This is a genomic window from Mucilaginibacter sp. cycad4, assembly GCF_034263275.1.
In the GTDB taxonomy this organism is placed as follows: Bacteria; Bacteroidota; Bacteroidia; order Sphingobacteriales; family Sphingobacteriaceae; genus Mucilaginibacter.
Window position 1 is genome coordinate 1,521,603 of record NZ_CP139559.1, and the last position, 23,669, is coordinate 1,545,271.

The 23,669-nt window shown below is 44.6% G+C and carries 17 protein-coding genes; 10 read left to right on the forward strand and 7 right to left on the reverse strand.

What is annotated here, in order from left to right; translation table 11 throughout:
• Positions 1–4: 4 nt before the first annotated feature.
• On the reverse strand, positions 5–1,147 hold the full coding sequence (locus tag SNE26_RS06405) for an efflux RND transporter periplasmic adaptor subunit (protein ID WP_321558528.1): 1,143 nt from the start codon (positions 1,145–1,147) through the stop codon (positions 5–7).
• Positions 1,148–1,263: 116 nt separating this feature from the next.
• Positions 1,264–1,665 (reverse strand): hypothetical protein, encoded by a 402-nt coding sequence (locus SNE26_RS06410; protein ID WP_321558529.1) that lies wholly within the window; start codon positions 1,663–1,665, stop codon positions 1,264–1,266.
• A 251-nt stretch (positions 1,666–1,916) separates the two neighbouring features.
• On the opposite strand from SNE26_RS06410, the gene SNE26_RS06415 reads away from it, so the two are divergent.
• The 9 genes from SNE26_RS06415 to SNE26_RS06455 all read left to right on the forward strand — a co-directional run bounded on the left by SNE26_RS06415 (position 1,917) and on the right by SNE26_RS06455 (position 14,263).
• Positions 1,917–3,527, forward strand: a complete 1,611-nt coding sequence (locus tag SNE26_RS06415) for a Na+/H+ antiporter (RefSeq protein ID WP_321558530.1) — start codon at positions 1,917–1,919, stop codon at positions 3,525–3,527.
• 78 nt (positions 3,528–3,605) lie between these two features.
• Positions 3,606–4,949 (forward strand): deoxyguanosinetriphosphate triphosphohydrolase, encoded by a 1,344-nt coding sequence (locus tag SNE26_RS06420; protein ID WP_321558531.1) that lies wholly within the window; start codon positions 3,606–3,608, stop codon positions 4,947–4,949.
• A 166-nt stretch (positions 4,950–5,115) separates the two neighbouring features.
• A complete protein-coding gene (locus SNE26_RS06425; protein ID WP_321558532.1) occupies positions 5,116–6,015 on the forward strand; it encodes a helix-turn-helix domain-containing protein in 900 nt (299 codons plus the stop codon).
• A gap of 284 nt (positions 6,016–6,299) precedes the next feature.
• Positions 6,300–6,887 (forward strand): TetR/AcrR family transcriptional regulator, encoded by a 588-nt coding sequence (locus SNE26_RS06430; protein ID WP_321558533.1) that lies wholly within the window; start codon positions 6,300–6,302, stop codon positions 6,885–6,887.
• A 102-nt stretch (positions 6,888–6,989) separates the two neighbouring features.
• Positions 6,990–8,162 carry an efflux RND transporter periplasmic adaptor subunit gene (locus SNE26_RS06435; RefSeq protein WP_321558534.1) on the forward strand — a complete coding sequence of 391 codons (1,173 nt, stop codon included), beginning with the start codon at positions 6,990–6,992 and terminating at the stop codon, positions 8,160–8,162.
• A gap of 51 nt (positions 8,163–8,213) precedes the next feature.
• Positions 8,214–11,369, forward strand: a complete 3,156-nt coding sequence (locus SNE26_RS06440; protein WP_321558535.1) for an efflux RND transporter permease subunit — start codon at positions 8,214–8,216, stop codon at positions 11,367–11,369.
• A 36-nt stretch (positions 11,370–11,405) separates the two neighbouring features.
• A complete protein-coding gene (locus SNE26_RS06445; RefSeq protein WP_321558536.1) occupies positions 11,406–12,815 on the forward strand; it encodes an efflux transporter outer membrane subunit in 1,410 nt (469 codons plus the stop codon).
• 247 nt (positions 12,816–13,062) lie between these two features.
• Positions 13,063–13,662, forward strand: a complete 600-nt coding sequence (locus tag SNE26_RS06450; protein ID WP_321558537.1) for a TetR/AcrR family transcriptional regulator — start codon at positions 13,063–13,065, stop codon at positions 13,660–13,662.
• A gap of 4 nt (positions 13,663–13,666) precedes the next feature.
• Positions 13,667–14,263: a TetR/AcrR family transcriptional regulator gene (locus tag SNE26_RS06455; protein ID WP_321558538.1), complete on the forward strand. Its 597-nt coding sequence runs from the start codon at positions 13,667–13,669 to the stop codon at positions 14,261–14,263.
• A 4-nt stretch (positions 14,264–14,267) separates the two neighbouring features.
• Here SNE26_RS06455 and rpiA read toward each other — a convergent pair whose 3' ends face one another.
• From rpiA to SNE26_RS06480, 5 genes are all read right to left on the reverse strand, one after another.
• The gene (gene rpiA, locus SNE26_RS06460; RefSeq protein ID WP_321558539.1) at positions 14,268–14,957 is read right to left on the reverse strand and encodes a ribose 5-phosphate isomerase A; all 690 of its coding nucleotides are present in this window, start codon (positions 14,955–14,957) and stop codon (positions 14,268–14,270) included.
• Positions 14,958–15,180: 223 nt separating this feature from the next.
• Positions 15,181–18,402: an error-prone DNA polymerase gene (locus tag SNE26_RS06465; RefSeq protein WP_321558540.1), complete on the reverse strand. Its 3,222-nt coding sequence runs from the start codon at positions 18,400–18,402 to the stop codon at positions 15,181–15,183.
• A 6-nt stretch (positions 18,403–18,408) separates the two neighbouring features.
• Positions 18,409–19,917 (reverse strand): DNA polymerase Y family protein, encoded by a 1,509-nt coding sequence (locus SNE26_RS06470; RefSeq protein ID WP_321558541.1) that lies wholly within the window; start codon positions 19,915–19,917, stop codon positions 18,409–18,411.
• A gap of 6 nt (positions 19,918–19,923) precedes the next feature.
• Entirely contained in the window at positions 19,924–20,658 is a 735-nt protein-coding gene (locus tag SNE26_RS06475) for an Error-prone repair protein ImuA (protein WP_321558542.1), read from the reverse strand.
• A gap of 617 nt (positions 20,659–21,275) precedes the next feature.
• Positions 21,276–23,021 carry a tetratricopeptide repeat protein gene (locus tag SNE26_RS06480; protein ID WP_321558543.1) on the reverse strand — a complete coding sequence of 582 codons (1,746 nt, stop codon included), beginning with the start codon at positions 23,019–23,021 and terminating at the stop codon, positions 21,276–21,278.
• 96 nt (positions 23,022–23,117) lie between these two features.
• Here SNE26_RS06480 and SNE26_RS06485 point away from each other — a divergent pair, with 96 nt between their 5' ends.
• Complete coding sequence (locus tag SNE26_RS06485; protein WP_321558544.1) at positions 23,118–23,606, forward strand: cupin domain-containing protein; 489 nt, start codon at positions 23,118–23,120, stop codon at positions 23,604–23,606.
• Positions 23,607–23,669 lie beyond the last annotated feature (63 nt).

Consider the following 23,669-nt stretch of genomic DNA (forward strand, 5'->3'; position numbering starts at 1 on the left):
ATAATTACTTCATTGCCAGCAGCGAGTCTTTTGCCAGTTTCCTTGGTTTAATGATCATGCCGTCACGTACGTTCTGCGCCCCCTGGTACAAGATCCTGTCGCCTGCCTTCAGGCCGTCTTTTACAATGTAATAGGTAGAAAAACGGGTTTGCGGCGAAAAGGCCTGCATGTGCAGTTTATTATTCTTATCAACTATGTATACGTAACTTTTATCCTGGATGTCAAATACCGACTGCTGCGGCACCATAATCACACTATCGGCCTTAGTTGAGATGTAAAGCTTACCGGTAGCACCATGCCTTAACAGTTTTTTCGGGTTAGGGAACTTTGCCCTGAAGTTGATAGAACCCGTTTTCTGCTCAATTTCGGCCTCTACAGTTTCTATTTCGCCCTGGTAGGGGAAATCCAGCCCATCGGCTAATACCAGCTTAACCTTATCACTTGTTAGGCCCGGTGCCGATTCTTTTTTGCGGATATATTGCAGGTATTCATTTTCGGGGAAGCTAAAGTAGGCATACATTGAGCTGATGTCCGAAAGGCTGGTAAGCAATGTGCCTTCGTCAATTAAACTACCCGATTTAAGGGGGATCCTGTCAATGATGCCATCAAACGGTGCACGGATGTAAGTATAGGTCAGTTGGTCTTCGGCACTTTGCACCATGGAGCGGGCTTCTTCAATGGTTGCCTTATCGGCATTCATTTTTGATTCGGCAACTTCCAGTTCTGATTTTGATATTACTTTCTTGTCAACCAGTAGTTTAACCCTTGTTACTTCAAGTTCTGTTGCCTTGGCATCGGCCATAGCGTTGCTTAGCGCAGCTTTAGCTTTCGACAGGTTTACTTTAAATTCCTGGTCGTTAAGTTTAAATAGCAGCTGGCCTTTTTTAACCTGTTTGCCTTCGTCAATATATATTTTTTCGAGGAAGCCGCGAACACGCGAGCGGATCTCGATGTTTTTTTGCGCCTGGATATCGGCAACGTATGATTTTTGAAGAACAGTATCCTGTGTATTTAAAGTAAGTACAGGCAACTGAAGCGTATCAGAAGCAGCGGCTTCATTATTAGTTTGGGCTTTTGTTGAACAACCCGTGACAAATATGCCGGCAGCCATGGCCAGCAGGGGTATATAAATGATGATCTTTTTCATTTTTTCCGGATAGATTAATGGCATAGCAGTGCTAATCACGTACTGTTAGCCAATGTTAAAATTTGATTTTTAAAAACGTGGATTTGCCGCAATGGGCATCTGAAACGGAAAAAAGATCAGAACGGGCTGAGCCTGAAAAGGAAATTGTAATATGCAGGCAAAAAGCCTTTGATGGATTTATTCTGGTTTTGTCGTTTTTCGACTATTGATATAACATCTGCAAGTGAGGCCTGCTGACCAGGCATTAGTGCTGACGAATAATTTACCCGGCTGGGTAAAAAGCGTATGATGTTACGGTTATGGTGGGCTTCGTTAGTATCCGAATCGGGCGAATCATCCTGAACCTCCTGCTGCTGAATCTGACCGATAATCCTATGATGGGTACGGGAAATTAAATCGGCCGCCGGGCCCGATTTTTTGTAGTGAGTTAAAATTGATTCGGCGTTAGCAGGGGCTACAGCTATTGCAAGCTGGAAAAAAAATAATGCAAAGAATATTTTTTTTATCGTCGGCGCCATGATTGCGAAAATACTAAAATATTTGAAGCTATCGAAATGAGTTTGTATTTTTTTTGATATAAAATGACTTTATTTTTATTTTTTATCGCTGTTCTTTAGGATTTTATCTTTTTATCTCTCCATTATGCTTTAATAACAGGCCTATATGCTTTTACAACCGCTAAAACGATTATTTGTTCATGTTTAGTTAATGTTAACTAAATGAAATTGTCATTTAGCTTTACCTCAACGAATAATTGTATTTTAGCTATATGCATCACCTTATTATTCAATGTACCTGCCTGCTGATAGTTATCCTTTTTGTGGTAATGCTGGCGCAGAAAATCAAAATAGCATACCCCATATTACTGGTACTTATTGGCCTGCCGCTGGGCTTTGTGCCCTTTTTTAAAGGTATTGAAATTCAGCCCGAACTCATTTTCGTTATCTTTTTACCGCCATTGCTTTATGAAGCGGCATGGTTTACCTCCTGGAAAGATCTCTGGAAATGGCGCAGGGTGATCACCAGCTTTGCGTTTCTGATCGTGATCGTAACTTCATGCGTAATCGCTTTTGTATCGCATAGCCTTATCCCGGGTTTTACGCTATCTATAGGTTTCCTGCTGGGCGGCATTATATCGCCTCCGGATGCGGTATCGGCAAGCAGCATCCTGAAAAATATAAAAGTGCCCAAAAGGTTCATTTCCATTGTCGAAGGCGAAAGCTTACTGAATGATGCATCAAGTTTGGTGGTATTCAGGTTTGCGCTCGCGGCTATATTAACCGGTAAATTTGCATTTGGGGAGGCTACCCTCAGTTTTGTGCTGGTTATTGTGATGGGCATAATAGTTGGCCTGGCGGTGGGGCTTGTGTTTTACGCCATCCACAGGTGGTTGCCAACCACAACCAATATTGATATCATCCTTACATTTATTACACCATACACCATGTATATGGTAGCCGAGGAGTTTCATTTTTCGGGCGTGCTGGCGGTGGTGAGCGGAGGGCTTTTCCTGTCGTCTCAAAGGCATGTGATATTAAGCAATACAAGCCGTTTACAGGGCGTGAATGTTTGGGAGGTAGTGGCTTTTGTGCTTAATGGTTTTGTGTTTATATTGATTGGTCTTGAGTTGCCGGTGGTGATTAAAGATCTTGGGCCCGGCGGCCTGGCCCCGGCTATTAAATACAGCCTCATCATAAGCGGCGTTTTGATAGTAACACGGTTATTGAGCACTTTTGGAGCAATGGTGTTTACTATTTTCATCAGCAGGTATATTACCACTGCCGATCCAAACCCCGGTTGGAAAGGGCCTTTATTATTGGGCTGGACAGGGATGCGCGGTGTTGTATCGCTGGCAGCCGCGTTGAGCATCCCGGTGGCTTTGCACTCGGGTGCGCCCTTTCCCCAGCGCGATATGATCCTTTTTATCACCTTCACCGTAATCATGGTTACCCTGGTTTTGCAGGGGCTCACCCTGCCTTCGCTTATAAGGCTGCTGAAAATGCCCGATCCTGACTTTACAATTTCATTTGAGCAGCAAAAACAGCACGTAAGGAAAAAGTTATGCCATTTGGCACTGCAATTACTGGAAGATAAATATGCAGCGCACCTGGCCAATAACGATATGGTCAAGGCATTTCAGTTAAGGCTTGCCGCCGATATGGAATTACTTAAAGATTGGGAAAAGGAGGGGAGTGAGCAGCGTGCCGATGATTTTTACCATGATTACAGGATGATCATGAACGATGTACTGGGGCAACAGCGGGCATTATTGTTAACCCTCAATAAAAAAGAAAATATAAACGATGATATTATAAGGCAGCAATTAGATCTGCTTGACCTGGAAGAGGAAAAGCTCAGGCAGCATTTTGCGGTGGAGTAATTGCCGGCATAACAAACAGGCAGGCATTTCTTTCGGCTATAATAGCTACTTTTGCCGCTCTATACACAGATACTTATCATGAACTGGGATACACTATTATCGGCAAAACGCTGGGGATACGAGGATAAATATATAGCTGATCATGTTGATGCACGATCCGAATTTCAGAAAGATTACGACCGGATAATTTTTTCGTCGCCCTTCAGAAGGTTGCAAAACAAAACCCAGGTATTTCCATTGCCGGGGAGTGTTTTTGTACATAACCGGCTTACACATAGTTTGGAAGTAGCCAGCGTGGGGCGTTCCCTGGGGCGTATGCATTTCAACCGGATGTTTAAAGCAGATCCTGAGGTAGAAAAAAAATATCCGCTCATCAGCGAAATCGGTAATATGATAGCGGCTGCCTGCCTGGCCCATGATCTGGGTAACCCGGCTTTTGGCCACTCAGGCGAATCGGCCATTTCACACTATTTTGCAGAAGGGGCCGGTAAAGAATATAAGGAAACTGTTACTGCACAGCAGTGGAAGGATCTCATCAGTTTTGAGGGTAACGCCAATGCCCTAAGGCTATTAACACACCAGTTTGCAGGTAAGGGGAAAGGTAGCCTGGCATTAACCTATTCAACCATAGCTTCTATTGCAAAATATCCATGCTCATCTATAGCGGGGCACGACAAGCGTGTTATATACCGAAAGAAGTATGGTTTCTTTGCTTCCGAGCAACAGGATTTTGAAAAGATTGCCAACGATTTAGGTTTGATCAGGGCAGAAGGTGATGAGCTTGTTTACAAAAGACACCCTTTAGTTTACCTGGTTGAGGCTGCTGATGATATTTGTTACAACGTTGTTGATCTGGAAGATGCTCATCGTCTTAAAATACTTTCATATGAAGAAGTGAAGGCATTGCTAATGCCTTTGTGTACTATTCCCAGAATGGAAGAGCGATTAAAAGAGTTTGACGATACTGACGCCAAAGTGGGATATTTAAGAGCAATAGCCATAAATACTTTGGTAACCCAATGTTCAAACCTGTTTTATGACAAACAGGAAGAGATCATGAATGGTGATTTTAATTCTGCGCTGATGGACGCGATTGAAGAACCTCTCCGGTCTGCCATGAAAGCTATTGAAGATGTGTCGGTCAAAAAAATCTATAACTATAGTTCTGTAGTACAGAAAGAAGTTGCGGGTTATAAAGTGATGGGTGGTTTGCTGGAAGAATTTGTTCCTGCCTATTTAAAAAATAGCTCAAAGTATCATCAAAAATTAATCGAGTTAATTCCTAAGCAATTTTTAACCAAAGCTGATGACGATTATTCAAAGATCCAGACCATTCTTGATTTTGTTTCGGGCATGACAGATCTGTATGCGGTTGAGTTGTTCAGAAAAATCAAGGGGATCTCGTTTCCGTCGATGAGCTGATATACACAAATGCCTTGGCGAGGCGTTTATAATTGAATCGAATTACACGAATTAGCGATTTTTCCTGTCCCCTCAGGGTCTCTCGCAGAGGACCCTGAGGTTATCCAATGGACGTAATTCGACTCAATTCGTAATAATTCGTGCAAATAATAGTTATTATTGCCCTATGCCAAAAGAGATCCAGCCCGTACAGATGCATACCATGGAGCAATTACTTGCCCCGCTTGGTATTACCAGTCAGCATAAGGGGCTGTATGTAACCTCATTTAGCCCGGGTGATATTGAGGTGCCCATTCTGCATCCGTTCCGGTCAGATCATTTCTCTTTTACACTGGTTCACGAGGGCGATTTCTCCATTAAAGTAGGTCTTTTAGAGTATAGTGTAAAGAAGAACAATGTACTGATGATAGCGCCTAATACCGTTCGTCAGTTTCTTGATGTTTCGCCAAACTGCAGGCTTACCTCGGTAATATTTACCTCGGCATATTTATCTGCTACCAGTATCCACACTAAAAATGTTGACGCATTTGATTTCTTGTCGTCGCAGGTTAGCCCATTGCTTGTAATTGATGAAAAATCGATGGCCCCGCTTACGTCAATCCTCGATATTCTTGAAAGCAAAATGGACATTCGTAATGATCTGGCTTTTCAGGATGAAGTTTTGTTAAACCTGTTCACCGGTTTTATATATGAAATCAGTGCGTTGTTCAAACAACAACAACAAATTGGAGAGGTAAAAGGCACCCGTAAAGAAGAATTAACATTCCGTTTTTTGAAAATTCTTCCGCATCATTTTAAAGAGGAAAGAAGCGTACAGGCCTATGCTGCCATGTTGAATATCACCCCTAAATACCTTTCACAAACCGTAAAGGAAATAACCGGCAAAACCGCAGGCGAGTTTATTGACGAGATAGTGATGATGGAGGCTAAAGTAGCCTTGAATGATCCGGCGTTAACCGTAGCCCAGGTAGCAGCCTATCTTAACTTTGCCGACCAGTTCTTTTTTAGCAAGTTTTTCAAAAAACAATGCGGTATCAGTCCCAGTAAATACCGTCAAATGCCTTAATAAACTTATAACCTCCTTGGAGGATTCTTTTCAGCCCGATCTCATTGGTTCATTAGTTACTACTCTATTCGTTATAATTTTAATTGCAAATGAAAAGTATCGTTGCAACACTGTAATTATTATTACCATTCTATTACAATATTTTTAGTGAAAACGACTTTTTGACATATTGCGCCATCCTTTAAACATTCTGCAAAAACGATAATTGAGCCACTTTTGCCCTGTCATCAATTGTTGATGCAGCCGGGTGTAATAGTGTGCCCGGTTAAACGCCAGGTTTGTTTATGCCGATAAGGGACACAGGTGCCGAACAATTAATTAAGGACACCGCTAAACATATTTTTTTTGCCGAGGGCCGGCTCCATGCCAATACCCAGGATATTGCCGACGCGGCTGGTGTAAGCCGCACCTTGTTAAATTACTATTTCCGCACCAAGGATGTTTTAATTGAACAGGTGTTTAAAGAAGCTATGCTTGCTTTAACTACCCGCCTCGACGCCGTTATGGCATCCGATATGCCATTTAAAAGCAAGATTGAAAACTTTATAGAATTGTTTTTAACTGAGGCCAATAATTATCCCTACCAGGAAACCTTCCTGATCACCGAGATCAATTCAAACATTTGTAAGTACACCAATGAGGCCGGGCCGCATCATATCAATAAGTTCATGGAGCAGATCAGCGCCGAAATGGAAGCAGGCAATATTGAACAGATGAACCCCATGCATTTTGTGCTGAACCTGTTTTCGCTGATGTCATACCCGCTTATCATGGGGCCCATATATAAAAAGGCTTTTAACCTGAGCAATGAAAATTATACCTGCCTCATTAACGAGCGAAAGAAGATGATCTGTAAAATGATTTTCCAGTAAAAAATTTATCCGGTGATTAACGCAATTGTCAAACAAAATAATTTAACACATATCACAATGTCTTTAATATCAATTCACTCCAATAACTACAAGTTTATATTTATGAAAAATACAGTTCAACTGCTAACCGGCTTTGGGGCCGCCTTAATTTTATTGTCGTCATGCGGCGGTAGCCAAAACCAGGGCGGTGCCATGGCTGCGGGAGCTCCCCAGCCACCGCAAAGCTACCCGGTTTTTAAGATTAGTTTACATGACGCCACGCTGAACAGCGAATACCCTGCTACACTCCAGGGGCAGCAAAATATCGAGATCCGTCCTAAAGTTGATGGTTATGTAGATAAGATTTATATTGACGAGGGCAGCGTTGTAAAAAAGGGCCAGCTGCTTTTTAAGCTCAGCGCACCCCAATATGCCCAGGACGTAAACACCGCGACGGCGGCTATCGCCAGTGCCGAAGCTGATGTAAGCGCTGCCCAGCTGCAGGTTAACAAGACCAGGCCGTTGGTTGAAAAAGATATCATCAGCCATTATGAGCTTGAATCGGCCGAGTATACGCTAAAAGCCCGCAAAGCCACCCTTGCCCAGGCAAAAGCCAGTTTGGCCAACGCCAAAACCAATTTAGGTTATACCGTAATAACCAGCCCGGTTGATGGCGTGGTAGGGACTATCCCTTATAAATTAGGTAGCCTCATCACCGGCTCAACTGCACAGCCTTTAACAACGGTATCCAATATCGGTAAGGTGTATGCCTACTTTGCACTGAATGAAAAGCAGCTGCTTGATTTTTCAAGAACGGTAAAGGGAAAAACCATGAATGAAAAGCTGGCCAACACGCCCCCTGTTTCACTGGTACTACCGGATGGCAGCACTTATGCCGAAAAAGGCAAGGTGGAAACCATCAGCGGTTTAATAAATACCGAAACCGGATCGGCAAGTTACCGGGCAGCATTCCCTAACCCTGTTGGCCTGATCCGCAGCGGCGGAAGCGCTACTATACAGATCCCCCAAGCCGTAAAAGATGCCGTGCTGATCCCTCAAAAGGCCGCTTATGAGTTGCAGGGAAAACATTTTGTTTATGTGGTTGACGGCAAAGGAGCAGTTAAAAATACCGAAGTGAGCGTTATGGACCTCACCACAGGCCAATATTATGTAGTGACTGATGGCCTTAAAGCCGGTGATGCCATTGTTATCGATGGAGCCGGCAGTTTAAAAGACGGCATGGTTATCAAACCGGAAGTACAGGAGAGTGCCGCGGTATATAAAGATCTAAAATAATTTTCACAACACCGGCCGGATTCCTTTTCATCCGGCACCAACATAAACAATATGTTACGTACATTCATTGAAAGACCAGTATTATCTACCGTAATATCGGTAATTATAGTCATACTGGGTATCCTGGGCCTTACAACCTTGCCCATATCAGAATACCCCGATATAGCACCGCCTACAGTGCAGGTATCCGCATCATACCAGGGCGCAAACGCCGAAGTGGTAATGAAAAGTGTTATCGTACCGCTCGAAGAGCAAATTAACGGTGTGGAGAACATGACTTACATGACCTCTACTGCAAGTAATGACGGCAGCGCTGTTATCACTGTTTATTTTAAACAAGGCACCGATCCCGACCTGGCGGCAGTAAACGTGCAGAACAGGGTATCAAAAGCCACCAGTCTGCTTCCTGCCGAGGTTACCAGGGCGGGTGTTACCACCAGTAAACGTCAAAGCAGCATGGTGATGGTATTTTCCCTGTCGAGCGATAATAAAAGCTACGACGAGAAATTTTTGCAAAACTATGCCAATATTAACGTGCTGCCGCAGATCAAGCGTATCAGTGGTGTAGGTGATGCCTCCTCATTTGGCATACAGGATTACTCCATGCGTATTTGGTTAAAGCCCGATGTAATGGCTACGTACGGCCTTGTGCCCGATGACGTGAACAGCGCCCTGGCCGAGCAAAATATTGAGGCTGCGCCGGGTAAAGTAGGAGAGAACGATAACCAGTCGTTCCAGTATGTATTAAAGTACAAAGGCAGGCTTACCAGTGTGCCCGAGTTTGAAAATATTGTGATCCGCTCATCAACCAAGGGGCAGCTGTTGCGCCTGAAAGATATAGCGAGGGTTGAGCTTGGCGCGCAAAGTTACGCCAATGCTACTACCATGAATGGCAAACCTGCAGTAGCTATAGCCATTTATCAAACCGCAGGTTCAAACGCGCACGAGTTAATTAAAAACTGCGAGCAGACTATTGAGGCCGCTTCAAAAACGTTCCCTGCGGGTATTAGCTATACATCCCTTTTTAGTGTTAATGACTTTTTAGATACCTCGATAGAAAAAGTTGTACACACCCTGATCGAAGCCTTTGTACTGGTGTTTATCGTAGTGTTTGTATTCCTTCAGGATTTCCGTTCTACGCTGATCCCGGCTATTGCGGTACCTGTGGCTATTGTAGGTACTTTTTTCTTTCTGCAACTATTTGGCTTTACCATTAACCTGCTCACCCTGTTTGCTATGGTGCTGGCCATTGGTATAGTGGTGGATGATGCTATTGTGGTGGTTGAGGCCGTGCACGCCAAGCTCGATCATGGGGCTAAATCGGCAAAAGCGGCTACAATCAGCGCCATGAATGATATCAGCGGGGCTATCGTATCCATCACTTTGGTAATGGCTGCTGTGTTTATCCCGGTTACGTTCATTACCGGTTCAACCGGGGTGTTTTATAAACAGTTTGGTTTAACGCTTGCTGTCGCGATATTTATATCAGCAGTAAACGCTTTAACATTAAGCCCTGCATTGTGCGCGCTGTTATTGAAACCGCATCCCGAAGGCGAGCATCATAAAACAGGCCTTTTACAAAGATTTTATACAGCCTTTAATACCAGCTTTGATACAATTACCCGCAAGTACAAAAAATCTGTAAGCTTTCTTGCGGCCAAAAAATGGCTCGCCATTGCCGGCATTGCAGTTTTTGGGTTGATATTCTGGTTCCTGCTAAAAACAACACCATCAGGCTTTGTGCCTAATGAAGATCAGGGTTTTATTATTGGCGATATCTCATTACCGCCTGCTGCATCATTGGAGCGTACAACCGAAGTTATCGATAAGGTATCAGGCATGGTAAGGTCTTTGCCCGAAGTGGAATCGACTATCAGGGTTGCCGGCCAGGGTATACTGAGCGGCGCAGGCGGTTCATACGGCTTAATCATGGTTAAGCTTAAACCCTGGGACAAACGTACAGCCAAAGGATCAGACGTAAATAGCGTTATCGGTAAGCTATTTGGCATGACCGCCGGGATTAAAGGTGCTACCGTCCTGTTTTTTGCTCCGCCAACCTTACAGGGCTTTGGTAACAGCAGCGGTTTCGAGTTCCAGGTGCAGGATAAAACAGGAGGCGATATTGTGAAATTTGCCGAAATAAACGGCAAGTTCCTGGGCGCATTAAACCAGCGTCCGGAAATTCAATACGCGTCGACGTTTTTTAACACCAACTTCCCACAGTTTTTGGTTGATGTTAACGTAGCCAAATGTAAGGATGCCGGTATAACCGTAAACTCGGTGTTAAGCGCTTTACAGGGATATTTTGGTGGTGTTTATGCCTCTAATTTTAATGAGTTTGGCAAGCAATACCGTGTAATGATCCAGGCAGATGCAGCTTACAGGGGTACCACAGGCAGCCTGAACAACATGTATGTACGTAATGCCAATAATACGATGGCCCCTATATCTGAGTTTGTTACGCTGAAAAAAGTATATGGCCCTGAATCAATTAACCGTTTTAACCTGTTTACTTCTATTTCGGTAAACGGCGCTCCGAAACCGGGCTTCAGTACGGGCGATGCCATTAAAGCCATACAGGAAGTAGGTGCAAAAACATTGCCTGCCGGTTATGGGTTTGAGTTTTCGGGCCTTACCCGCGAGGAGATTGCCAGTGGCAGCCAAACCATTTTTATTTTCCTGCTGTGCCTGGTGTTTGTGTACTTCTTGTTGAGTGCACAGTACGAGAGCTATATTCTGCCATTTGCAGTATTACTGTCACTGCCCATAGGTTTGGCCGGTGCATTCATATTCGCTAAGATCTTCGGTATTCAAAACAATATTTATTTGCAGATCACCCTCATTATGCTCATCGGCCTGTTAGCCAAAAATGCTATCCTGATAGTTGAATTTGCGGTAGCCCGCAGGCGAAACGGCGAAAGCATTGTGCAGGCCGCTATTGATGGTTCGGTTGCCCGTTTAAGGCCAATTTTAATGACATCCTTCGCATTTATACTGGGGTTAGTCCCGCTAATGATTGCATCAGGAGCAGGTGCCGAAGGTAACCGATCTATAGGTACAGGTGCTGTAGGCGGGATGCTGATCGGTACCATATTCGGTGTGTTTGTGATCCCGGTGCTGTTCATCATCTTCCAGTCACTTCAGGAACGGATAAGCGGTAAACCTGCGGATAAAGAAATAGAAATTGAAACCGAAACGGTAGCCTGAGAGCAAAACTTTTAAGAACAATAAACAAGCAAAAAAATGATCCATTCATATAAACGGCAAATATTGGCCACGCTGGCAGCAACGGCGGTATTTGCCTCATGTGTTACAAAAAAATACCAGCAGCCGGTGGTAAATACCGATAAGCTGTACCGTGATACCACCATCAGCGATACCACATCAATGGCCGGCATGCCGGTAAACCAGCTGTTTTCTGATATGGTACTGGTAAACCTGATTAAGGAAGGCCTGCGTGAAAACCTCGATTTGAAAACTGCTGTACAGCGCATTAACGAGGCGCAGGCAACATTTAACCAAAGCAAGGCGGCATATCTGCCAAGCCTTGAAGGAAGCGGAACCGTTACAAGGGCAAAAACATCAGCAGCAAGCTTAAATTTTCCGCCTGAGTTTGCAAACTCGTTCAATCTTAAAACAACTACTTACCAGGCAGCCTTGAGCACCAGTTGGGAAGCTGATATCTGGGGCAAATTAAGTAGTTCGAAAAGAGCGGCATTGGCATCACTGCTGCAAAGTGATGCGGCTAAAAGAGCGGTTCAAACCCAGTTGATAGCTGATATAGCAAACGCTTATTATAACCTGCTGGCGCTTGATGAGCAATTGGCTATCACTCAGCAAACGCTTACCATAAGGGTAAAAGATGTAGAGACCGTAAAAGCCCTGAAGGAAGGCGCTGTTGTAAACGGCGCGGCTGTGGTACAAAGCGAAGCTAACCGCTATGCCGCCGAAGTTACCATACCCGATCTTAAACAAAGCATCCGTGAAGCCGAGAACGCATTAAGCATTTTATTGGCAAGGGCCCCCGGTACTATCAAACGCACAACACTGGGCGATCAGAAACCGCTAGCAGACCTAAAGACGGGCATCCCATCCCAGCTGTTGAAAAACCGCCCGGATGTACAGGAGGCCGAGTTTGCGTTCAGGAGCGCGTTTGAAAATACCAACCTGGCGCGTACCTATTTTTATCCGCAGCTTACCATTACCGGGCAGGCGGGCTTATCAACCCTGCAGCTGAAGAACTTTTTTGATCATTCCATCTTTTACAATTTTGTTGGCGGCATTACCCAGCCCATTTTTAACAAAGGTCAAAACCGGGCACGTTTAAGAACGGCACAAGCCCAGCAACAGGAAGCATATTATGCTTATCAAAAATCGTTGCTCACGGCAGGGCAGGAGGTAACCAATGCGTTGTTCTCCTACCAAAATGCCATTGAAAAACAAGGCTCAAGGGTTAAACAGTTACAGGCGCTCGAAAAATCGGTTGATTATACCAAAGAGTTGCTGCGGTATAGTTCGGCTACAAATTATACCGACGTTTTAACTTCAGAACAAAACTTACTTGCTGCCCAGTTAAGCGGCGTTAACGATCATTTGCAGGAACTGCAGGCTATAGTTAACCTTTACCGCGCTTTGGGCGGCGGCTGGAAATAGAAGGCATTAATCCCCTGTTAATCGTGAAGCCCGGTTTGCAATTGAGCTGCCGGGCTTATTTATTACCAGTGGTGATTTTGACATATTTTGAAGTTGTTTAAACATTTATTATCTATGCCAACTAATTGATTTTTGTAAAACCTGTTATAATACAATCATCTAAACCAAATTGATAATTTAATTATGGTTAATTATTTATTAATGAGTAAATTAAAGTGAATTCTGATTGTGATTGAGAGGTTAAAACATGGGAAGTAAAGAACGGATATTAAGGCAAAAGGATGATACCCGCCGAAAGATACTTGATGCTGCGTTGGATATGATCAAATGTGAGGGCTGTGATGCGTTAAGTATGCGGAAACTTGCTGAGCATATCGAGTACACGGCTCCCGCTATTTACGAGTATTTTGAAAGCAAGGAAGCTTTGTACACCGAGCTTGCCCGCAAGGGGCACCTGAAGCTGGCCGCCATGGTAAAACTGGCAAAAGAAGCATCTACAGACGCCATTGAACAGATGGAGGCTATGTGGCTGGCCTACTGGAGCTTTGCAATTGCCTATAAAGAGCTTTACCAATTGATGTTTGCTGTTGGTACGGGTTGCAGCCCGATAGAAAACCGGATAGCAGAAGCACTGGTTTTTCCGGAGGCGGTTTCTGAAGTGATCCGCACGCTATACGCACCCCGCGAAGTAAGTGATGAAGAGGTTCAAAAAAAATATTACACTTATTGGGCGGTAATTCATGGGTTGATAGCCATTAACATGATCCAGCTCACCCGGGATGAAAAAATGAACCAGGAGATCCTGATTGGCGCTATAAGAGGGATCACAGCGTTGATAACTACCTAAAGCTATGATTGATAAGGAGCGGATTTTAAGCGGCAGTGAAGGGCTTTTTCTTGAAGCGGGAATAAAAAGCATTACCATGGATGATATTGCCCGGCATTTAGGGATCTCCAAAAAAACAATTTATCAGCATTTTAAAGATAAAAATGAGCTTGTTACCGCCCTTGTAAAAAAGAGGCTTGCCGGTGATGAGGCAAATCTTTGCGCTATCATCAGTGATGCTGGCAATATGATGGATGAAATGGTTGAGTTAACCAGGTGCACAGGAGAGATCTTTTCAAGGGTGCATCCTGTTGTATTGCATGACCTGCAAAAACACCATCACGAAGGCTGGGAGCTGTACCTGCAATTTAAAACGGGTTTCCTGGTAAATATTATCGGGAAGCTTTTAAAAAAGGGTATTGATCAGGGCTATGTCCGTCCCGAAATTGATGCCAGGATCATAGCCATTATGCGGGTTAACCAGATTGAGCTTGGTTTTAACGCCTCTGTATATCCCCATGCCGAATTTAATTTATGGGATGTTCAGCTGCAGCTTTTAAATCATTTTAACTACGGCGTGTGTACGCTAAAGGGTATCGCCGTTTTAAATAATCCCGACTAATCAGTTACCGTTGAGGCATTATGGTCCGGATGCCATTTTCTCCTGCTATAATTGCTTTAGCTGCTATCTGATAAAATAGGGAATGCTCAACAACACCCGGTATCATTTTAACCAGGGTATTTAATGTGGCCGGTTCGGGCAGTTCTGTAAATTGTATGTCGACCAGCATATTGCCATTGTCTGATATTAAAGCGCCGTCTTTTTGTGTGCTCATGCGCTGGGTAAGCGTAGCTTGAGGAAATAAGGCTACCAGTTTTGCCAGTACAATTTGTAAGGCCTGTGGCAGGATCTCTATAACCAGCGGATATGTAGCGTTAAGTTGGGCTGAGAATTTTCCTTCATCGCCCAGCAAAATAAATTCCTTTGCCATTGAAGCCAATACTTTTTCGGTAGTATGGATGCCGCCGCCGCTTTTCAGGGCGTTAAGCTCGCTGTCAAACTGGTCACAGCCATCAAAGTAGATGTCAAGTTTATGAAGCAGGGCGGGCGATTGGATCCGTAGCCCGTGTTTACTTAACAACTGAGTTGTTTTGAATGATGACGAGGTAAATGTTAACGAAGCTGCAAGCTCAGGATTTTGGGCTAACATATTAACCAAATGAGCTATGGTGCTCCCGGCGCCCAAACCAATAATCTGATTGGGGGTAATCAAGGTTAAAGCGGCTTTAGCTGCTTCCAGTTTATAATCCGACATGGCGCTAAGATACAGCACCTGCCGCTAATAACCTTGGTCAATTTACTCTTTTAGTCGTCTATGCCCTCCCACAAGTGACTTTGTACTGTTGATATTATATGCGTTTTCATGTTATGTTAATCGTTATATTTTATACTTCTGTTATTTTTAAAAGATCGCTGCAATTGCTTAGTTCATCTTATATTAATGCAGACGAATCAGCAACAAAAACATTTTAAAATTTTTATTTAAAATTTCGCCCCTTGTGAAATACCTCTTTTTGTTTGCTTTGCTGAACCTGCCCTTTGTTTGAACCTGCCGGATGAGGTGCAGTTGTTTCATCGCTTCGGGATAATGTCATTACCGGCTGATCATCGTTGCCAACAGTTGTGAGTGTGCTTAACAGTTTTGATAAATTGAAACAACGCCGTATGATAACGTGGATCACCTTGCCCTCAATTTGTAAAACGCCCTCAACCATGAGTAAACGAGATTGAACAATATCCTTACGGTACTTATCAAAAATCTTTTCCCAGGCTACCAAATTGGCAAAGCCGGTTTCATCTTCAATAGTGATAAACAGGATCCCTTTTGCTGTACCCGGTCTTTGCCGCACAGTTACCAGGCCGGCCACTTTTATTTTATCCCCGTTTTTAAGATTAGATAATTGAGCGGTTGGGGTCACCTGCAGCATATTAAGCTGCTGTCGTAAAAAACTCACCGGATGTGCTTTTACGGATAAACCGGTAGCGGCGTAATCCTGTACCACATGTTCGGCATCTGTCATAAACGGCAAACTAATCTGGGTTTCTTTAGTGCTTTCTGATGGTTGTCCGGCAAACAAGCCAATTGGTTTATCACTAAGTGCCGGCACTTCCCAGAGTGCAGCACGGCGGTCAAGGTTAAGCGACCTGAATGCGTCGGCATCGGTAAGTTTTTCAATTTGGGTTTGAGGCACGCCGGAGTCGCTTAAGTGGCTGATACTGGTATACCCCGTATCACGACGGGCTACGAGGGCTTGCATATCGTTTTCGTTAAGCCCTTTAACCTGCCTGAAACCTAAGCGCAATGCCCGGTAATCGCCATCCTGCTCTTCAAGGGTGTTATCCCAAAACGAGTGGTTAATATCTACAGGCCGTACTATTACACCGTGTCTTTCCGCATCAATAACAATTTGAGCCGGCTGATAAAAACCCATGGGCTGGCTGTTTAACAAGGTAGCCGCAAATACATCGGGATAATAATATTTAAGCCAGGAGGAAATATAAACCAAATGCGCGAACGATGCTGCATGGCTTTCAGGGAAGCCATAACTACCAAAGCCTTCCAGCTGTTTAAAAATGCGATGGGCAAAATCTTCTTCGTAACCTCTCCTTGTCATGCCATCTACCAGTTTTTGGCGAAACTGGCTCACTAATCCCTTAGCCTTAAAAGTGGCCATGCTCCGGCGTAGCTGATCGGCCTCGGCAGCGGTAAACTCTGCCGCTACCATTGCTATTTCCATAGCCTGCTCCTGAAACAGCGGTACGCCTTTAGTTCGGCCTAATATTCTCCGAAGTTCTTCTTTAGGATAGCTTTCTTCTTCTAACCCGTCGCGGCGCCTCAGGTAAGGATGAACCATATCGCCCTGGATAGGGCCGGGGCGTACGATGGCAACTTCAATCACCAGATCATAAAATTCCCGTGGTTTAAGTCTTGGCAGCATCGACATTTGGGCACGGCTTTCTATCTGGAAAACGCCCAATGTATCGGCATCGCATATCATATCGTAAACCTTAGGGTCTTCCCGCGGAACGTTCTTTAAATCGTATGCAATGCCATAATGCTGCTTAATGAGGTCGAAGCTTTTGCGAATACAGGTAAGCATTCCAAGGCCAAGTACATCTACTTTAAGGATACCAAGCGCTTCCAGATCGTCCTTGTTCCATTCCAGTTGTGTGCGCTCTTCCATACGGGCATTCATTACCGGGCATATATCTGATAGTTTGCCCTGGGTAATAACAAAACCACCGGTATGCTGGCCTAACTGACGCGGAAAACCCATTAACTGTTCGGTAAGCACTAACACTTTATGCAATGCCGGGTCATCAGGATTTAATCCCTGATCAATGATCCGTTGACGGTCAAAGGCTTCTTCCGAAAAATCCCATATGGCGCCCGACAGGCGGTTAATGGTATCTACAGATAGGCCCATGGCTTTGCCAACATCACGGATGGCACCCTTATGCCGTTCCTGTGTAACAGTAGCTACAATGGCCGAGCGGTCGCGGCCATATTCACTGTAGATCCATTGGATGATCTCTTCCCTGCGCTCATGCTCAAAATCGACATCAATATCGGGCCATTCATCACGCGCATCCGACATAAAACGGGAAAAAAGTAATTGGGTTTCTGTAGGATCGACAGCGGTAATGGCTAAACAATAACATACTGTAGAGTTAGCCGCCGAACCGCGCCCCTGGTAAAGTATGCCCAATTCTGCCGCTTTGCGGGTATACTTGTAAACCCTTAAAAAATAGGGGGCAAGTTGTTTCCTCCCAATAAAGGCAAGCTCAAATTCTATCTGTTGTTTAATTTTGTCAGGTACATTGTTGTTGTACCGCTGGCGGGCACCCTGCCAGGTAAACTGGGTTAGGCGCTGTTGTGGGGTAAGTCCGTCGGTGCTGGGTTCTTCGGGCTCAATGTATTTAAGGGTATCTAATGAAAACTGGCAGGCTTCGGCTATTTCGACAGTGCGGGCTATGGCATCAGGGTACTGGCGAAAAAGGCGTTCCATCTCTTCGGTGCTTTTTAAATACCGTTCGGCATTGGCATTAAGCTTAAAACCGGCATTATGAATAGTGCACTTTTCCCGTACGCAGGTAACAATATCCTGAAGTTGCCTGCGGGCAGGTTCGTGGTAATGTACATCGTTGGTAGCCACAATGGGGATGCCTGATTGTGCCAGCCTGTGAAGCCGTTTGCCATCATCAATATTATAGGCACGTGAAGCAGCAAGATAAAGTTCATGGCCCAATGCTTCCTGGTACTCTTTTAAATCAGCTTTAAAAGTTTCGTCAAAATCAAAACGGCTGTTGAGCGCTTCGGGTGGAACCGCTATAAATTTAATGCCTTTAGCATATTCATACACATCCTGTTTATACAAGTGGCACTGACCCTTTTCTGCCCGAAGGTTTCCCTTTGTAAGCAGCCCTGAAAGGCGCGACCAGGCATCCATATCTGTTGGGTAAGCAAGCAGGCTGGCTCCATCAAGCAGGTCAAGGCGGCAAGCCGGGATAATTTTAATATCGACATTGTCTGGCCTGGCAGCTAAGTGCGCCCGTACTACACCGGCTACACTGTTACGGTCGGTAATGGCAATTTTAGTGTGCCCGAGCGCCGCTGCCTGGGTTACCAGTTCCTCGGGGTGCGATCCTCCCCGTAAAAAACTGAAATTGGTGGTTACCTGTAATTCTGAGTAACTCATAATACGCTATGCAAAAAATCCGTGAATAAACCATTGCCCTGCCTGGCTGCCCGTATAATGTCCCGATCTGAATAACCAATAACGTCTGCCATCCTGATCTTCAACCTGGTAATAATCGCGGTGCTCACCCTCGTCAAGCCACCACTCGCGTTCTATACGCTCAGGGCCGTCAGATCTTTTAATATGGTGTGTTTCATTTTTGTAGATGAACAGCATTGGCGGATAATCGGGAATAGGAGAGGTTACCTCTATCGGCTGTGGGCGGGGGAGTAAAATAGACGGACGGGGGCGGTCTTTTCGCCAGTTGGTCTGCGGTTTTTCATTAATGGAGATTGCCGGTTTGATGCTCCTTTCGGGCCAGTAACGTTCCAGGGGGAGATAACGGTGGATACTTCCTGCTCCAATTTTATTGGCTAACCTGTCTAATAGCTCTGCCAGGCCGGTATCGTCAAGGCCGCAGCTTTCTGATTGCCATAATACTTCCTGTTCGGGCTCTGCATCGTCAATTTTTGGTGCTTCGAGTGTAAAAAGTTCAATGCCTAATGCAGGTTCCAGTGTAGGGATTTTGAGTTCAAATAACTTGAACAAGTGACCAATATGATGCGATGCGCGATTAGTACCGATATCAGCACTGATCACCTGTCCATCCACCCGGTAACATTTTAAAATAGCCGTCCGCAAGCCTTTACCTTCACCTTGTAAACGGGTGCAAAGTTTTTCGAGCAGGGTTTTAATGGCAATTTCTATCCCGGTAGCTGTGCGGATAGGTTCCAGGCAGGGTAATCTTTCTGAATAGGGCTCAACAGGATGTAATAATTGCAAAGGTTCGTCCACATTGCCCAAGGCCTGGTCAAGCCTTAACAATAATTCCTGCCCAAAACGACGGCGCAATACCGAGCGGCCCATGTTTATGAAGGTTTTGATAGTATAAAACCCAAGTTTTTGCAGCCTTTCAATAACCAGTGGTTCAAGGCGCAGGGCGGCAGGAGGCAACGGGAGCAATGCATCGGCTTGTTCACCGGATGGGATAATTGGTTTTATTTTACCAAAACGGGCTACTGCCCATGCTGCACCCGGTGTATCGGCCATGGCCCCACGAACGTCATAGCCCTTGCTTCTTAAACGGGTAACAATTTCTTTTAAATAATCCCTTTCGCCACCCCATAAATGAGCGCAGCCTGAAATATCAAGCAGTAACCCATCGGGCAAATCAACAGCTATCAGCGGCGAATAACGGATACACCACTCGCCCAAAGCACGAAGCAGCTTATCAGCCTGACCGGGTATATCATCAATAACCTGAAGGTTAACTATAATGGCTTTTGCATCGGCAGCCGTCATGCCGGTGGTTACACCCTGCGCTTCGGCCAGTGCGTTGGCAGCCGTAATGATAATACGGCCACGAACAGGTGAGGCAAAAACAAAAGGAACTGTTTTAAGCTCGGGCCGGCGAAGTGTGAGCCAGTCTGTCAGTAAATGACGAAACCATAAAGAAATAAAACGCCTGTTCATCATATCTCACTAACCGGCTATCCTTTCGTGTAAATTTATTTGTGCAGCTTTTTCTTCTTCTACAGGTATAAAATGGCCATCGGTCCATTCCAGTTTCCAGGTGCCGGGGTTGCCATTGCGTACCCGTAACAGGTCAATCTGCCATCGGGGGAAACCAATACCTGGTAAATCATCATGGGGCTCACTTGGCAGGGGCGTTATTTGCCAGCGGGCTACACAGGTTGTTGAACCAAGTTTACGCGGATCGTTACGCAGCAAAAATCCGGTTACTTTACTGTTTTCAACTGCAAGCTGTAAACGCCGTGATTGTGCAAAACTGATCTCCTGTACTTCGGCTATTACCGCGGCGAGGCCTTCACATTTTAAGGCTTCTTCCATGGCCCAAAGCAGGTCTTTTTCGCGTTGAACATCAATAAAAATTATCCGGTGGGGTTCTACATCATAATTTGCTAAAGCCGCCGGAAATAGCTGACGGTGCATACTTACCCACAAGCACACACCGCCTTGCTTCATAAGCCGGGTAAGCAAACCTGCTATCAGTCCCCCGGTAGCTGCAGCATGCTCGGGAGTGGGGCATATCATTTCATGTATTGTACCGGTAGGAAAAACACCATTTGGAAAAGCAGACTCAAGCGGGCCCAAGCCAATACCTTTAACTTGACACGCCAAAGGCGGAGTAAAGCCCTGCCAAAGCAAAATATCTTTTTGCAAACGGCTGATGATATCTTTTTGAGCTCCCGGCATTACGTTGTCATTTAATTAAAATCACAGCTTTTATACTAAATACCGTATCAAAAATACTGCTGATGAATTTGAATGACAAATATAATGCTAAAAATATTAGTATTTGTTAATTAGTGGGTAAATTTTGTAATTAATTGATTTTTAATTGAATGATGGTGTGTTGGGCTTGATTGATACATGTTGTTAGCTAAAATACTATAGTCGTCAACTTAAGGATAAAAAGCGGGGAGAATGTGCGGCTCCCCTCTTGAGAGAGTAACAGCCCATTATTAGATAGCAATGGAAAATGTAAGGCCGTATAGTTGACTCACCCGGTCTACGCTACGCTGGATCACCCCTCTATCCTTCGGATAAAGAGGGTAAGAAAAAACAAATTAAAATCCCCTCTTTACGCTTGCGTAGAGAGGGGTGACGAGCGCAGCGATGTCGGGGTGAGTCGATATGCGCGATGATTTTAGTCATTATGTCTAACGAAAGGCTATTACTCTTGAGAGGGGTGTGTTTCTGCTTTGATAAGCTTACCGCAGAAACACACCCCTGCTACCGCTCATTTCTCCTCTCAAAAGGGGATTTTAAAATCCTTTATTCGTTTAATTGCTTCAGTTAACGGTTTTTGCTTAAAATACGGGCTTATCAATTTCCATATCCTTTATTTTCCAGGCAGTTTTTAATTGTTGTTTTATTTTATTTAAAGCTGTGGCATTACTTGTATTTTGATAGGCCAGCTGAAGCCCGGTTAATGCCCAGCCATTGTTGGGGTTAATTACAAGATCTTTATTGAATACAGCTATGGCTTCATTGTACCTGCCTGCTTTTAACAAAGCATTACCAAGGTATTGCCTCGCAGGCAGGGGCCAGTCGCGCGGTTCGTTATAGATCAGGTGATCTTCGGTGGTAACGGCCTTTTGTAAGATATTAATGGCTTCGCTGTATTTTTTTTCGGCGGCGGCAATAGTACCCTGTAACATAAGGCTGGCAATGCCTGCAGATTCATAAGCACTGCTGAAGTTATCAATCGGCGCCTTTAATGATGGATCCTGCATTTTGGTTTCCAGCATTTTTAGCTCATCCCTGGCATTGATAATATTGCCCTTGTTACACCATGCCAGCCCTTTTGAAAAATGCAGTAATGCCGATGCGTAAACAAGTGAATCAACAGGTTTGATATTTAAAATATCTGCCCATTTACCAAAACGAACTGCCGTTAATACCGGCTGCATATAAACATACTGGAAAAAATTACCATCGGCACCCTTTGCAGCTAAATAATAGGAGGGCAATGCTGCCCTGGCATCATTAGCGGCGGCAAGGGCCATTTGATAATTGCCGGCCATTTGCGCACAATTTACTTTTAAATGGATGTTATGGATCTTATATAAGATATCTCCGTTTGCTACGGGGCTGTATTGTTCCAGGTAAGTATTAAAACCTGCAACAGCGGCTGTGTTATTTGTAATGCCCTGCTCATAATTGCCGGTACGGATGTAAATATGTGAAGGCATATGTGTTATATGCGATACCTGCGGCATCAGGGTATCCAACAAATGGGCGCTCTTTAATGCCATTTGCGGTGTTGCCGAAGCCTCCATAGTGTGGATGTAAAAATGATTGGCCCCGGGATGTTTGGGGGAAATGACTAAGGCTTGTTCTAACAGCGAGCGGATTTGCGGCGTCCATGGTTTGGGCGTAAAGTCATGGGCATACAGGTCCCAGGGGTGGAGCAACAGTAAAGCATCAGCATATAGTGTCAATACCTCGGCATTTTTAGGATACTTTGAATATACTGCCTGCATGGCACCGGCATAATTGGTTCTTAACTGTTTTACAGTAAGGCCGCTGTCTTTACTGTAGCGATGCTGCATAGCGGCAATAAGCTCTTTTTCGAGCGGGGTGCAATTGGTGCTCAGTTTCTTGCTTTTTTCTGATGCTTCATAGGCATCAGCCGGCGGGGCATAACCGTTAGGATAATTAATGGTTGGGCCCATAGCCAATGATTTACCATACCAGGCCATCGCACAGTCGGGATCAAAACGGGTAGCTTTGATAAAAGATGCTATTGCTTCAATAGAATGAAAAGCATAATACATGCTTATGCCCTGGTTAAAATAAAATTGTGCACTATCTGATGATGCGGTGATTTTCCATTGATAATTCCCCCAGCCTTTTAATGCCGGGATCTCCGGGATGCTATCTGCGCCGTTATACACAAAACCACATACCACTGCCCGTTTAACGGTACCTTTGTAAAAGACAGCCGTTGATGTCGCGGTGTTTTTTTGATAACGGTAGTAAAAGGACTGCGCCGTGAAAAAAACAACGATCAATCCAAAAAAGCTTTTGATTAAAAGGAGTTTGTTTTTCATTGTGTACATTGATTAGGTATATGCAATTTAAGCTTTTTATCAAACTAATGCAGCTAATATTGGTTAGATGGGTATACACTTTAAAAGGCTTCTAAAATGGCGCATAATATAATAACTGTAAACGAAAACGAGGGGCAAACGCTTTCTGTAGTTGGTGATACCTACCGGGTCATTGTTTCGGGAAAGCAAACCAGTGGGGCTTATGCCGTTATTGATATGCTTGTGCCGCCGGGTGGTGGTCCGGGGCCACATGCCCATGCAGATATCCAGGAGTCATTTTATGTTATTGAGGGCGAGGTTGAATTTAAAACAGAAGGTGGAATATATATAGCCAAAAAGGGCTCCTTTGTAAATATTCCAAAAGGCGGCGAGGTGCATTGTTTCAGGAATGTGAGCAATACAATAGCCCATATGTTATGTACGGTTATTCCCTCCGGCCTGGATGAGTTTTTTGAGGAGATAGGTACCCCGGTTGCTGCGGGCACATTTTTATCTCCGGCTGTTTTAAATGGAGAAGATCTGGCCAGGTTGAAAGCTGCTGCGGAAAAATATGGTCAAAAACTATATCCGCCTGATTATCTGTAATCTGTGTAAAAAGGGTGTAAGTGTTCTGCGTAGAGACACATCACTTGTGTCTCTTTTAGGATC